The 13,102-nt window shown below is 46.5% G+C and carries 13 protein-coding genes and 4 pseudogenes; 14 read left to right on the top strand and 3 right to left on the bottom strand.

Features of this window, described 5'->3' with window-relative positions:
* Positions 1-457: 457 nt before the first annotated feature.
* The 6 genes and pseudogenes from JCM11217_RS07005 to nadC all read left to right on the top strand — a co-directional run bounded on the left by JCM11217_RS07005 (position 458) and on the right by nadC (position 5,219).
* Positions 458-1,591: a hypothetical protein gene (locus tag JCM11217_RS07005; protein WP_054842467.1), complete on the top strand. Its 1,134-nt coding sequence runs from the start codon at positions 458-460 to the stop codon at positions 1,589-1,591.
* Positions 1,566-1,796 carry a hypothetical protein gene (locus JCM11217_RS07000; RefSeq protein WP_243678647.1) on the top strand — a complete coding sequence of 77 codons (231 nt, stop codon included), beginning with the start codon at positions 1,566-1,568 and terminating at the stop codon, positions 1,794-1,796. Before JCM11217_RS07005 ends, JCM11217_RS07000 begins: the two co-directional genes overlap by 26 nt.
* A 199-nt stretch (positions 1,797-1,995) precedes the next feature.
* Positions 1,996-2,928 carry a quinolinate synthase NadA gene (gene nadA, locus JCM11217_RS06995; protein ID WP_054842465.1) on the top strand — a complete coding sequence of 311 codons (933 nt, stop codon included), beginning with the start codon at positions 1,996-1,998 and terminating at the stop codon, positions 2,926-2,928.
* Positions 2,925-3,946: pseudogene (locus JCM11217_RS06990) on the top strand (FAD-dependent oxidoreductase); the annotation flags it as partial. The gene nadA and the pseudogene JCM11217_RS06990, both read left to right, overlap by 4 nt.
* 75 nt (positions 3,947-4,021) lie before the next feature.
* Positions 4,022-4,327, top strand: a complete 306-nt coding sequence (locus JCM11217_RS14890; RefSeq protein ID WP_243678662.1) for a hypothetical protein — start codon at positions 4,022-4,024, stop codon at positions 4,325-4,327.
* 60 nt (positions 4,328-4,387) lie between these two features.
* A pseudogene (nadC, locus tag JCM11217_RS06985) lies at positions 4,388-5,219 on the top strand (carboxylating nicotinate-nucleotide diphosphorylase).
* Positions 5,220-5,241: 22 nt separating this feature from the next.
* Here the strand turns inward: nadC and JCM11217_RS14885 are convergent.
* Both JCM11217_RS14885 and JCM11217_RS06980 read right to left on the bottom strand, forming a co-directional pair.
* A complete protein-coding gene (locus JCM11217_RS14885) occupies positions 5,242-5,469 on the bottom strand; it encodes a hypothetical protein (protein WP_243678660.1) in 228 nt (75 codons plus the stop codon).
* Between the two features lie 132 nt (positions 5,470-5,601).
* Positions 5,602-6,658: pseudogene (locus tag JCM11217_RS06980) on the bottom strand (acyl-CoA synthetase); the annotation flags it as partial.
* 349 nt (positions 6,659-7,007) lie between these two features.
* On the opposite strand from JCM11217_RS06980, the gene JCM11217_RS06975 reads away from it, so the two are divergent.
* From JCM11217_RS06975 to JCM11217_RS06960, 8 genes and pseudogenes are all read left to right on the top strand, one after another.
* Positions 7,008-7,655, top strand: coding sequence for an alpha/beta hydrolase (locus JCM11217_RS06975; RefSeq protein ID WP_054842464.1), 648 nt, complete (start codon positions 7,008-7,010; stop codon positions 7,653-7,655).
* 487 nt (positions 7,656-8,142) lie between these two features.
* Positions 8,143-8,685 (top strand): MFS transporter, encoded by a 543-nt coding sequence (locus JCM11217_RS14880; RefSeq protein ID WP_243678659.1) that lies wholly within the window; start codon positions 8,143-8,145, stop codon positions 8,683-8,685.
* A gap of 24 nt (positions 8,686-8,709) precedes the next feature.
* A complete protein-coding gene (locus tag JCM11217_RS14875) occupies positions 8,710-9,159 on the top strand; it encodes a hypothetical protein (RefSeq protein ID WP_243678646.1) in 450 nt (149 codons plus the stop codon).
* Positions 9,160-9,337: 178 nt separating this feature from the next.
* Positions 9,338-9,824, top strand: a pseudogene (locus JCM11217_RS14870) (aldehyde ferredoxin oxidoreductase); the annotation flags it as partial.
* Between the two features lie 114 nt (positions 9,825-9,938).
* Entirely contained in the window at positions 9,939-10,385 is a 447-nt protein-coding gene (locus tag JCM11217_RS14865) for an aldehyde ferredoxin oxidoreductase C-terminal domain-containing protein (protein WP_243678658.1), read from the top strand.
* Positions 10,382-11,191, top strand: coding sequence for an aldehyde ferredoxin oxidoreductase C-terminal domain-containing protein (locus JCM11217_RS14860; protein ID WP_243678657.1), 810 nt, complete (start codon positions 10,382-10,384; stop codon positions 11,189-11,191). The genes JCM11217_RS14865 and JCM11217_RS14860 overlap by 4 nt, the downstream gene beginning before the upstream one ends.
* A 58-nt stretch (positions 11,192-11,249) precedes the next feature.
* On the top strand, positions 11,250-11,561 hold the full coding sequence (locus JCM11217_RS14855; protein WP_243678645.1) for a hypothetical protein: 312 nt from the start codon (positions 11,250-11,252) through the stop codon (positions 11,559-11,561).
* Positions 11,528-12,115 (top strand): hypothetical protein, encoded by a 588-nt coding sequence (locus JCM11217_RS06960; RefSeq protein ID WP_243678644.1) that lies wholly within the window; start codon positions 11,528-11,530, stop codon positions 12,113-12,115. Before JCM11217_RS14855 ends, JCM11217_RS06960 begins: the two co-directional genes overlap by 34 nt.
* On the opposite strand, the gene JCM11217_RS14850 is transcribed toward JCM11217_RS06960, so the two are convergent.
* Positions 12,105-13,061 (bottom strand): hypothetical protein, encoded by a 957-nt coding sequence (locus JCM11217_RS14850; RefSeq protein WP_243678643.1) that lies wholly within the window; start codon positions 13,059-13,061, stop codon positions 12,105-12,107. The two genes, JCM11217_RS06960 and JCM11217_RS14850, sit on opposite strands and share 11 nt — an antisense overlap.
* Positions 13,062-13,102: the final 41 nt, after the last annotated feature.

Raw genomic sequence — 13,102 nt, 5'->3', positions numbered from 1 at the left:
CCCCCCGCTACCAAAACTTTTTCATAAATTTATTGGTTATTTTATGAAATTCCATGAGTAATGATCATTATTCATTAATAATTATTAGGTTTTACAGCATAAGTACTGATAATATTCACGTCCATGAATTTTAATCTTAATACTGCAGGTCTTGCTTCATATTGACAATACGCCTAATCTTTTCCTAACCATATCCTTAGTTATTTATTAATTATTTTGAGATTATGATTATAGTATGTTTATTGCTCGGTGTCAAGAGGCCGTAACTATGGAAATGGATGAGGGATTCGTTAGGAGGAATAGATTCTGTCGTGGTGGAATGGGCGGACTTAAGTGCAGCGGCGAAGTAGAGGATCAGGAAACGATTAATAGAGTTATTGCCTTATTAATTGAAGCGCTTAGACGATTGATTAATTGGTGTATTTGAGATCAATGGTGGATATGCGAGAATGAGAAAATGTTGCTGAAGATTAAGAATGATATTGAGATTAAATTTAGAGGGAGATACGGCAACGATGAGGTTAATGATTTATTAAAGGTTATTAATGGATTCGTACAGTACATTGTCGAAGTTAGGAAGTATTGGATTGAGAATAATATTGGGGGGGATGAAGTTAAGAAACTAATTGAGGATTTAAGAAACGGTAGAGCTGATGTAGCCATTAGAAGGACGGGCAAGACGTTGACAATTAGTGTATATGGTAAATACGTGATACTGGAAGTAAGTAGATTAGGCGGTACAAGAGTTCGTTTAATACTTAGGAAGATTAGGGGTATAACCATTGACGTGCCGGATATCTTCCGGAAGGTAATAGGTAAGGATGAGTACGAGAATTTTGCTAAGATATTGCAGGGATTACGGAAAGGATTTGCGGAGACCGATGAAGGTATAGATGGAGTTAGGCCTAGAATGGGAACCGCTCAGACGTGGCAAGCCATTCTTTGGTCACTATTATATCCAGGTAGGATTCGTGTACTTATAAATGCAGTTGATGTTAATGTAGAAGGCGTAGCCATGGTATGGCAATTAAGGGCTAATAACCATAAATCACTTAAGAATGGTACATATGAGGTACTTAATAATAAAGAGACATTAATGGCATTTATGTTAACCGCAGTTCTTGGTGACGGTTACGCATATATCACGGATAAACCAAGAATCAAACTTGTAATCGGCACCACTAAGCTTAGAAGGTGGGAATCAATCCTTAATAGATTAAATTATATAGGCTTTAGATGGAGTCCACAGCCAGGTCGAGATGCAACGCAAATAACGTTTACCGCAGGTTATGCAATAGACCTAGCCCAGGCAATGATTAACATTATACCACCCATGTTGAGAGACATCTTAGACATACTCAGCATAGAGAAATGGCAAAGAATAAAGCAAGTTGCCAATATGGAGGTTAGGTTTAGGCTTGGTGAGTCGCGGGTTTTGGTTGGTGGTGAGCCATTCACCGTGGCTGTTAGTGGGGGTTCAATTAGGTTGTTGCGTAAGGTTAGGGATTGGGCTGGGGGGGTTTATAGGGTTCTTGATGAGTTGAGGAGGAGTTATGGTGAGGAGTTTGTTTCTCAGGTTAGGGGTTTATAGGAGTGGTGGGTATTTCGTCGTTGCAGTACCTGCGAGGCTTGTTGAGGGGGGGTGTGAGGATATTAGGGCGCAGGTTGTTGATGTGCTTTGCAGGAAGTACTGGAGGGCTGGGGGGGATGATGGTAGGAGGAGGGATGTGGTTAAGGCATTGAGTAGGTTTGCACCTGCGGAGACCATTCGTGCCTGCCTAGGTAATGCTTCATAATCTCCTTGATTGCCCTGCTTAGTGTTCCCCCCCAGCATGGATATTAATATGCCTAGTCTCCATAATCCATCACGATTGTTATTGACGCCCATGCCTTAGGCGGCACTTCTTGCCTTGGGTTTCGAAATTCAGCTTTATACCTGACATTACTTGTTTGCCGGGTGGAGAATATCTTACGGTATAGATAAACCCGTTAGTAATGGGAAGTAAGGACTTGATTAATGAGGTTCTGTCTTTAAAACGTGAGAGGAATGCCATAATACTCGCTCACAACTACATGGACTATGACGTGCAAGTCGTTGCCGACTTCATTGGTGACTCGTACGACTTGGCGCTTAAGGCCATGGAGACGAAGGCCGAGGTCATAGTCTTCGCAGGCGTCAGGTTCATGGCCGAGCAAGCCAAGGCGCTTAATTACGATAGGGTCGTCCTCGCACCAGACCCTGGCGCTGGGTGTACAATAGCCGATGCTCTTGGCGCGGACACATTAAGGCGGGTCAAGGAGGAGTATCCCAACGTCCCCCCCGTGGTTCTCTACGTCAATAGTAACGTGGATGTTAAGGCGTTGGCTGATTATATCGTTACGTCGTCGACCGCCGTTAAGGTCATTAAGAGATTGAGTAGTGACGTGGTTATCTTCGGCCCCGACTCTAACCTGGCTGACTACGTTGCTTACATGACTGGTAAGCGTATAATTAAGGTGCCTCCCAACGGTAAGTGCGTAGTTCATGCAAATTACACGGTTGATATGGTGAGGGAGGTTAGGACTAAGTATCCAGGGGGGGCTAAGGTGATGATACACCCAGAGGCGCCTCTTAATGTGTTGAGGCTGGCCGATTTCGTGGGATCCACGAACCAGATGATTGAGTATGCCAGGAATAGTGGTTATGATGAATTCGTGGTTGGTACGGAAATAGGCATGCTAAATGCCCTGAGGATTAAGGTGCCTAATAAGACGTTTTACCCATTAACGACGGGTCCAAATGCTAGGTGCCCATTCATGGCGATGATCACCCTCGATAAGGTCTACAGGACGCTTCGGGACATGGTTCATAAAGTTGAAATACCGAAATCCACCGCCGACGCCATAAGGGAGGCCTTCGAAAGGACTCGAAAGCTTCTTGAGGGGTGAGGCTGTTGATATACATAATCGGTAGCGGTATTGCTGGGTTATCGGCCGCGATCGCCCTTAAGAGGGCTGGCTATGGTGTTACTGTAATAACTAAGGAATTGCGTGGAGGTTCGAGCTACGTATCTAAGGGCGGCATAGCTGCTGCCACGGCAATTGATGATTCACCGCAAATGCATGCAGAGGATACGCTTAGGGTTGGCGATGAGCTTTGCGATGTGGAAGCCGTTAGATACTTTACAAGTGAGGCGCCCGTCATTATTGAGGAATTGATAAAGATGGGCTTTGAATTTGATAATGACTTAAGGCTTGAGGGTGGCCATTCCAGGAGGAGGATTCATCATAAGACCGACGAGACTGGGAGGGTATTGACCGAGTTTCTACTTAAGGAGGCCATTAAGCTCGGCGTGAATATTGTTGAAGACGAGTTGGTGACACTGCAGGTAAGAGATGGGGTGATTAAGGGTTTCGTGACTAGGGAACGGGGGGGTCTCATTAGTAATGTGGATTACCTAGTGTTAGCGATGGGTGGTTATGCGTATTTATGGCAATACACATCAAACCCATCAACAAATACCGGTGATGGGGGGGTAGCCATAGCCCTTAGGGCTGGGGGGGCTGTGGCTTCGGATATGGAATTTGTCCAATTTCACCCAACCATAACCACCCTGGGCGATGAGACAATGCTCCTAACCGAGACCTTGAGGGGGGGTGAGGGCGCCAGGATTGTTAATGAATTTGGCGAGAGGTTTGCGTTTAATTATCATGAACGTGGTGAGTTGGCTCCGAGGGACGTACTATCCAGGGCAATATACATGGAATTAATGAATGGCCATAGGGTGTACATGGATTTAAGTGGTATTGAGGATTTTGAGGGGAAATTTCCCAGTGTTAGTAATTTCTTAAGGAGACACGGATTAAGTAATAAGGATAGGGTGCCCATCTACCCAGGTGCGCATTTCACAATTGGTGGGCTTAGGGTTAATGTTAGGGGTGAGACAAACATCAAGGCCTTTACGCCATTGGTGAGGTAGCCGATACAGGTCTGCATGGAGCCAATAGACTAGCCAGCAATTCACTGCTTGAGGCCCTGGTAATGGGGGGGTTTAACCTGCCCAGGTACCTGGGCGAGCCTTGGGTTGGACCGAGGCTTGACGATGGCTTAATAGTGACTTTAAAGCTTAGGGATAATGGGCCTTTAATGAGTATTGATGAGGTTAGGAGGGTTAATTGGGAGTACGTGGGCATACTTAGGAGCGGTGAGGGTTTAAGGAAGGCCGTGGATCTTTACGAGCGAGTAAACATGGCCGTCAGTACTAGGGAGTCCAACGCCGCCTTGGTTTCGTACTTAACGGCATATGCTGCCCTACTCAGGACTGAGTCTAGGGGGAACTCACTATAGGGTCGATTACCCAGGCAAGGATATTAATTGGCAGAGGAGGATTTACTTCAGGGTGTCCCTATGATTGAGGAGCTTTATATAAATAAGCTCCTTAACTACCTTGAGGAGGACGCGTATCCAGAGGATATAACCAGTAGGTTCCTTGAGGGCATTAGGGCCAGGGGTATTATTAAGTCTAGGGATGAGGGGATAATCGCTGGGCTTAGGTTCATAATACCATTCCTCAAATACCTCGGTTTTGATGTAATTGTACATAAGCGCGATGGTGAGGCGCTACGTAAGGGTGACATTATAATGGAGATAATCGGTGATGCGAGTAAGCTATTAACGGTTGAGCGATTAACTCTAAATTTCCTCTCAAGGCTTTCAGGTATTGCCACTGCCACAAGCACCATGGTTAGGTTGGCTAGGTCCGTTAACCCAGCGGTTAGGATTGCCGGTACGAGAAAGACAACGCCTGGATTTAGGGCATTTGAGAAATATGCGATAGAGGTTGGTGGTGGCGACCCGCATAGGTTTAACTTAGCTGATGCGGTGTTGATTAAGGATAATCACGTATTAATTTACGGAGACCTTGAGAAGCTCATTAGGTTGATTAAGGAGGGGGGGGCAAGCTTTACTAAGAAGGTTGAGGTTGAGGTGTCTACGTATGAGGACGCAATTAAGGCCTATAGCTGGTGCTGATGCCATACTACTCGACAATATGAGACCCAGCGAAATAATGCCGATAGTTAATGAGTTGAAGGGAAGGGTGATACTCGAGGCAAGCGGCGGAATAACACCTGATAATGTGATTGAATATGCAAGGACAGGCGTTGACGTAATATCCAGTGGCTACATAACGCATAGTGCCCGATCTCTTGACCTGACAATGGATGCCGAGAGAGTTTAAACTAGTTATTTACCTATTGTTTTTATTTGCCATACATTTGCCGTAATTTATATCTCTGTATTTTTCCGCTTTCTGTCTTTGGTAGTGAGTCTACGAATATCACCTCGTGTAGATGCACATGCTTTGAGTAGTTCTCCCTCACGAAGTTTATTAATTCCTTGGCTAATTCATCACTTGGTTTATAACCTGGCTTCAGCACTACGAATGCCTTGAATACGTGGCCCCCCCTGACCGGGTCCTCGAAAGCCACCGCGGCGGACTCAAGGACCGCTGGATGCTTTATTAGCACGCTCTCTATCTCAAATGGACCAACTCTATAGCCTGATACCTTAACAACATCATCCTGCCTACCTATGAACCATACATACCCATCCTCGTCGATCCTCGCCGTATCGCCTGTCAGATACCACTCACCCCCCCTGAAGGCATTCCTTGTTCTCTCCGGTGCGTTTATGTAACCCATGAAGCAGAAGCCTCTGACGTGGTCTTAATGGCTAATGCATCGTCGATCACGGCCACATCATAACCAGGTGCTGGCAATCCCATGCTGCCGGGTTTCAGGTCTGCCTCATAGCCCCCAGCCATTATAGACGACCATGCCGACCTCAGACTGACCATAGTGATCCTTAACCGGAACGCCTAACTTCTCCTGGAACCACCTAATCACCTCAGGATTGAGTGGTTCACCTGCTGAGCTAAGCTTCCTAACCCTCAGGTTATACCTACCTATGTCCTTTACGGTACCCATGATTAGTCTATAAGCCGTTGGTGCAAAGGTGAAGTTGGTGACCTTCAACTCCTCCAGCAACTTAAGCGTATCCTCAGGGGAGAATGGCTTGTCTAGGAATACGACGGGTTTACCAAACATCAGTGGACCTATGATTCCATAATAAAGCCCATAGGCCCACCCCAGGGTCTGCGCCATTCCAAAACACGTCATCCTCCTCAAGACCAATGCCATACCTCATATAAACATATGTATTGTATAACAGTCTATAATTCACCATGGCACCCTTAGGCTCACCCGTGGTCCCTGAAGTATATATTAGAATGGCCATTTCATTCAGATCCGGCTCCCTAATCTCCTTAACAGGCTCGGAATTAAGGGCCTCATCAAAGGATACCGCTTTACCAACCTTACCTGGGAAGGATACTAACTTCACATTTAGGTCCTTAACCTTTTCATACTGATCCTCCTGGATAAACATGACGCTTGGCTTCCTATCCTTAATTCTCGCCTCTATGGCGAGTGGGCCGAATGCCGTAAATAATGGTTGATAAACACCGCCAATAATCCAGGTAGCTAAAAGCACTATGGCCTGCTCCACCTTCTTAGAAGCCAACACTGCAACCACATCCCCCCCAGGTCTAACCCCCCCATTATCCCTAAGCCAACCAGCCAACCTAAAGGCCTTCTCAGTAACCTCGTAAAAACTCATTACCTGCCTATTCCAATCCCTATCAAACCTAATAACAGCAGGATCACTACTCCTCCTCAAGAAAGTACGTATTAACCCACCATTGCCCTCAAAGTAACTCCTAACTTCATCCCACGAAAACATTTTTACTAAATCTGCGTACTTCATACATTATTTTTCTATAAAAATCCTTAATAAGCATTATCCTCTTTTTATAACTCTACACTTAAAGAAGAAATGAAGTACTAGGGCATGGCACGTCGTTCTTATAGTGTATTATTTTAAGGAATGAGGTGATGAATTAAGTTATATAGTACTATATAGTTACTGTTTAAGTCTACTAAATTAATTACTTAATTGCAAAATAACCATGCCATTTACTACATCTAAGGATGGTACTCGGATTTATTATGAGGTTATTGGTAATGGAGAACCGCTCGTATTAATACAGGGCTTTAGTTGGGACCTAACCACCTGGCACTTCCAATGGGAGTTGGCTTATAGATTTAGGCTCGTCCTAATTGATAATAGGGGTGTCGGGCTTTCTGATAAACCTGTTGATTCATACTCCATGGATAAAATGATAGACGATGTATATAGCGTCGTTAGCGCATTAAATCTAAGGAACTTTCACATACTTGGCTTCTCAATGGGTGGTATGATAGCTCAGGGCTTCGCACTTAAGTACGGCGATCTTATTAAGTCATTAATCCTAGTATCAACAATGCCTAGGCCATTAATAACCACGAGCATAGGTACTGAGTTCCTATCATTACTTAAGAACCAGTATGATGACTACGGCTTCTTCAAGTCACAACTGGAGTTGGCATTTAGTGAGCAATGGATTAAGAGAAATCCTGACGTCTTTGAGAACTTCGTAAGACTTAGGTACAACCTAAGAATGCCACTCCATGCTTATCTCGGTCAATTAGCAGCAATACTGGCAACTAACTATGCCGATAAACTGGGCAACATTAATGTACCAACGACGATAATGCACGGCAATGCAGATAGCTAGTCTCGATTAAAGCCAGTGAGGAGTTATTTAATGGCATTGAATTATCCAGGTACGTTATCTTCAATAATGCTGGCCACGCAATCTATATTGAGAGGCCAAATGACTTTAATAGAAGTATTGAGGAACACGTAAAACTAGTAAACGGGAATAGATTTAGAAGGGAGGGGGGGCCAATAATCATTTAGGAGGCTCGTAGATAATGTTTTAAATTATGAACCCACGTAAATTTCCTGTTTGTTTTTAATTATTCACGTGTGGTATGTTTTAAATTGGACCTTAAACTATGCTTGTCATGGTATGGGCATTATCGATAGACGGAGTACTGGTGGGTATTGTCTTTATTGCTGTATAGTGTTGCTATTGGTCCGTTGGGTACCTTGATTACTCTTGAGATTGCTTCGTTGAGGGGGGGAAGCCCCGTTGATGTTGGTTATGCCATGCTGCGGGCTCTGCGGCGGGTATCATTGCGCCGCTGCTGTGGGGTTTCCTGCTTGATAGGTATTGTAGTAAGGAGGTGCTTGCCCTGGGTTTCCTCGGAACGGCCCTCTTCATCCTAGCCCTCACTTATGCACCCAATATTCCGCAGATAGCCCTTTACTACGCCGCATCATCGTTGTTCTCCTCCGCCGTTGGTATTTCCACGAGCTTCATCCTTGTTAAGTCCTCGAGTAGGTATAGGCTTAATGAGTCATATTCCTTGCTCAACTTCATTAGTTCGCTGGGTTACCTCATTGGTGATGTCTCGGCTGCCGTATTGTCAGGCTTCATGGACATTAAGTCAATACTACTCATCATGGGCTTGCTGCCGATTATATCCTTTGCTTGGTCATTAATTTCCGTGCCGCGAGTGAGCAATGGTGAGAGGCCAGTGTTGAGTAGGCAATTAGTTAGTGGTCGTGCGCGTGATGTTGGTTTAAGCGAGTTAGTAACTCTTTATTTGGTGCTTATTATTTTCTATTTCTCATCAGAAATCTTCAACACTCTTTACCCCCCCTATGGACTGAGGATTGGTGGTTTATCGAGATCTTGAGTTATGACCATAATCTCTGTGGGCATGGGGATTCAAATTATGGGCTTCATGATAACGCCTCGCATAATACGCTTATTCGGCGGTAATGCCAGGGCATCATCCCGTGCATTGATACTTAGGGGACTTTCATACTTCCTAATTGGCTTGACATCAATGACGCCCGAGGCCATGATCATTACGGGGCTAACGCTATACCCACTGGCTGCGGGCATTGCCTTCTCAACCTTTTACACGGCGTCAAGCGCGATGGTCTTCGAGAGACTTGGTAATGGTGAGGAGGGCAAGGGTCTCGGAGCCTATAACTTCATCACGGGCTCTGCGTACCTAGCTGGGTCATTGGCGTCTGGTTACTTGGCTGATTCCGTGGGCATTGGCGGTAGTTACATGATAGCTGGCGCAATGCTTTGGGTTTCATCATACTTATTCGAGAATATGCATAGGAACGAGAGAGTGAAGAGCGTGCTTAATCCCTAGGCTCATTTTACTTCCTATATTTCACGGTCAGGGCAATAACCATGTCCTAGCGGCATAAACCTCCGGGTTTAACTTTAAAGGTAGTATTGTTAAGTGCTTTATCGTGACCATTAAAGGTGTTAATGGGGGGGTTGTAGGTTTCGTCAATCTCTCTACGGGCGAGATCAAGAAGATTCAAGTGCCTGATGAGGTTTATAGGAATTTCCTGGGTGGTTATGGGCTGGGCGTCTGGTTCCTATACACCCACATGAGACCTAGGGTTGACCCGCTTGGCCCCCCGACAACATACTGGGCATAATATCGGGCCTACTAAACGCCAGCGGTATTCCAATGACCGGCAGGTCCATGGCCGTCGGTAAGTCACCACTAACTGGCGGCTGGGGCGACTCAAACGCCGGCGGTAGGTTTGGACCTAAGCTGCTGGAGCTGGGTTGGACGCCATATTTGTCACTGGTGCCTCTGAGAAGCCCGTCTACATACTAATTGATAATGGCGACATACACATAGAAAGTGCAGTCGACCTTTGGGGGGGTAAGACCACCAGGGAGACTGAGGATGAATTAAAGCGCAGGTACAAAGGCGCTCAGGTGGTTAGTATTGGTCCTCCTGGCGAGAGGCTTCAGTTGATTGCCGCAATCATTAATGAGTATGGTAGGGCTTACGGTAGGTCCGGACTTGCTGCTGTGATGGGTAGTAAGAAGTTGAAGGCCATAGTCGCAGTCGGTGATAAGAAGCCGGAGATCCATGATAGGGACTTACTTAGGCAGAGGATTAAGGAGATGCTCGATGCCCTAAGGACGACTAGGGCGAGGGCATACGAGATTTGGCATAAGTACGGAACAATATCAACACTAGACACAAGCGTTCTCTCTGGTGATACGCCAATCAAGAACTGGGCTGGCATTGGCGTTAGGGACTACGGGACTAAGAACCTGGAGAAGTTCGGAACCAACACGGTTATTAAGGATAATGTAAAGCCCTACGGCTGCGCCAGCTGTCCTGTGGCTTGCGGTGCATGGATAAGAAGAAACACCAGGTACGGCCTCGTCGAGGGACATAGGCTTGAGTATGAGACCGCCTCCCTATTCGGACCTGCATTATTAAATGCTGACCAAGACTCCGTGGTTTATGTTGGCGAACTCTGCAATACGTATGGACTCGATACCATATCAACAGCAAACGTGGTGGGTTTCGCCTTCGAACTATACGAGAAGGGGGGATACTGACGGAGAAGGATGTTGGCTTCCCGCTTAAGTGGGGGGGTGATCCCGACGCTGTGGTTAAACTCGTTGAGTTAATAGCTAAGGCGGAGGGCATTGGTAAGATACTTGGACAGGGCGTTAAGAGGGCCGCCGAGATAATCGGCAGGGGGGGTGCCGAGCAGTATGCAATGCACGTTGGAGGTCAGGAATTGCCATCCCACCACCCGCAGTTCCTGCCGGGATTAGCCATTACTTATACGGCGGATCCAACACCGGCTAGGCACACGGCTGGTGGTGTACATTGGTGGGGGGGTGAGGGTGGTAAGAAACTTTGGGCTCCATTCGATATTGGCATGGACCTGGGCGCATCGCCTAAGTATGACTATAGCGATAAGGGTCGTAAGGCAGCCATAATAGCCATGTCAACGCAGGTTGAGAACTCCCTGGGCTTCTGCCAATTTGCATCCCAGGTAATTTATAGGACTCTACCATACATAGACTTAATATACGCAGTAACGGGCATGAAGTACACACCGCAGGAGCTGCTTAAGGTCGGTCACAGGATACACACGCTTAGGCAGCTATTCAATGTTAGGGAGGGAGTAAATCCAAAGAAGGACTTTAAGCTACCCAAGAGGGTTCTCGAACCATTCCCAGAGGGCCCACTTGCCGGAGTTAAGTTGACTGAGGAGGATGTGGAGAGGATGAGGGAGCAGTACTGGGAGACACTTGGTTGGGACCCAAGCACTGGCTACCCAAGGAGGAGGACCGTTGAGGAGCTTGGGCTCGCTGAGATAGCCAGCGACATCATCAGCGTCCTGCCTCCATGATCATTTTACCTAATTAATACGATAGGTTTAAAAGCGGTAATTCCCTAACCACAACCACGTGCTTCGAGGAAGCATCATAACCGTATTATCAACGAATGAACAGGAGGCGTTCAGGGTAGCGTCAATGCTTGGAAAGAAGGATAGAGGTGAGGAGAGGGTTTACTATAGGAAGGTTGGTGACCTCGTACGCAGCGTATTAATACCAAGCCCAGGCAGCATACTTGATGAGGCCATAGCCTCTCAATATCAAGCTCCTTCTACTTCAAGGTTAATAATGAGGTCACCTGGCTCGACGGTGAGAAGGCATTACTGCTTGAGGCCTCTGGAATACCTGGCGTGGTTCTTACAGATGATACTAACCTATTCATGAAATACTTCAGCGAGTTAGGCATCTCTAAATTCATCTCTGAATTTAGGGAGTTTGATGCCGAAGTTCCTGATAGGGGCATTATTTACATTGATAGGGCATTTAACGTCAAAGGTATTGGTGTTATAGTGCTTGGTTATGCATTGACTCAAGTGTCTGTTCATGACAAGTTCATTGCTTATCCAATGAAGCTGGAGGTTGAAGTTAGGAGCATTCAGGTTCTTGATGAGGATCAGGACTCGGTAATGCCGGGCACGCGTGTTGGTTTGGCGCTTAAGAATGTGAGACTTGAGGATATTGAGGGTGTACAGGCGTTGGTTAAGCCGGGTACTAAGTTCATTAGTTCTATTAATGGTTTCAGCAGGTTTAAGTGGAGTGATGATGCTAGGGAAGTTCATGTGATTTTCAACGGCATTAAGGTCATGGGTAAGGTTGAAGGTAATAGTATCACCTTAGCCAGGGAATTACCCATGGTTAGTGGTAGGGCATTAGTAATAAACGTTAATGCCAGGCCCAGGAGACCAAGGATAATGGGTTATGCCGTAATCAACGCCTAACGGACTTCTCTACGACTTCAAGCAGGCCCATGGGTCCATCTCTAAATACTAAGTTGTCCATTGGCTGTAGATGTCTCGAGATTATTAGCTTAAACTCCATCTTAGTCAATATATCCTTCTCAATGTCGATACCCGGTGCATACTCCTCAAGGACCAAGCCCTCACTTGTCAACCTGAATACGGCCCTCTCGGTTATGTAAAGGACCTCCTTACCCATCTTAAGGCCGAGTTCAGCGTTGAAACCCACCTTGTATGGCTTCTTCACAAACTTTATTATTGGCCCATCCCTAACTATGGCAAGCCTACCATTAATCACGGCGATGTCCCTCTTACCCGCCGTGAACGCTCCCGCGAAGTAAAGCCTTGGCGAACCATGAGCAATGACTGGAAAACCACCAGGCCCTGTAACCCTCTCCGGCAGGAAGCTTGGGTTTACATCCCCCCCATTGGGCCCAACCTGCATGAACCCTAGCGATGCAGCGTCTATGATGCCGCCCTCGTACATTATGAATTGATCTGGCATTGGCAGTATTGCCTTAGGTGATATTGCGACCCCCCCAAAATCATCACCAAGCGCAATTCCACCCCCCCAGGACCCTGACTCAACGGTTGTGACCACGTGGTCCTCAATGCCCTCACTCCTTATTATTCTAGCAGCCAGGGCGGGTATCCCAATGCCTAGGTTAACGGCTATTGGCCTACCCAACCTCTCCACAAGCCTCACAAACTCAAGCGCAACCCTCCTCGCTATTACGTACTCGAAGTCAGGCTTATCATTATTCGGTAAACACGCATTACTCAACATTACACGGCCGCAGATGCTTGGGTCGTACTTAACACTGGCAGATTGCGTGTGATACTCAGGTGGTGAGATCACTACGTAGTCAATTAACGGCCCTGGAACATGAACATCCCTGGGATTAACAAACCTACTAACATAGAGCACCTGGCAATCACAATGCCAGGGTTTGGCTGAGCCTTAACGGC

This window comes from Vulcanisaeta distributa JCM 11217 (genome assembly GCF_001316005.1).
Lineage (GTDB): Archaea > Thermoproteota > Thermoprotei > Thermoproteales > Thermocladiaceae > Vulcanisaeta > Vulcanisaeta distributa_B.
Note: the sequence above shows the minus strand (reverse complement) of the source record. Positions and strands in the feature narration are given on the sequence as shown.

Excerpts from the sequence above, each read along its gene's own strand:
- JCM11217_RS07005 (WP_054842467.1), top strand. The coding sequence starts at position 458 with ATGTTGCTGAAGATTAAGAATGATATTGAGATTAAATTTAGAGGGAGA.
- nadA (WP_054842465.1), top strand. The coding sequence starts at position 1,996 with ATGGGAAGTAAGGACTTGATTAATGAGGTTCTGTCTTTAAAACGTGAG.
- JCM11217_RS14890 (WP_243678662.1), top strand. The coding sequence starts at position 4,022 with ATGGGGGGGTTTAACCTGCCCAGGTACCTGGGCGAGCCTTGGGTTGGA.
- JCM11217_RS06975 (WP_054842464.1), top strand. The coding sequence starts at position 7,008 with ATGCCATTTACTACATCTAAGGATGGTACTCGGATTTATTATGAGGTT.
- JCM11217_RS14875 (WP_243678646.1), top strand. The coding sequence starts at position 8,710 with ATGGGGATTCAAATTATGGGCTTCATGATAACGCCTCGCATAATACGC.
- JCM11217_RS14865 (WP_243678658.1), top strand. The coding sequence starts at position 9,939 with ATGCTCGATGCCCTAAGGACGACTAGGGCGAGGGCATACGAGATTTGG.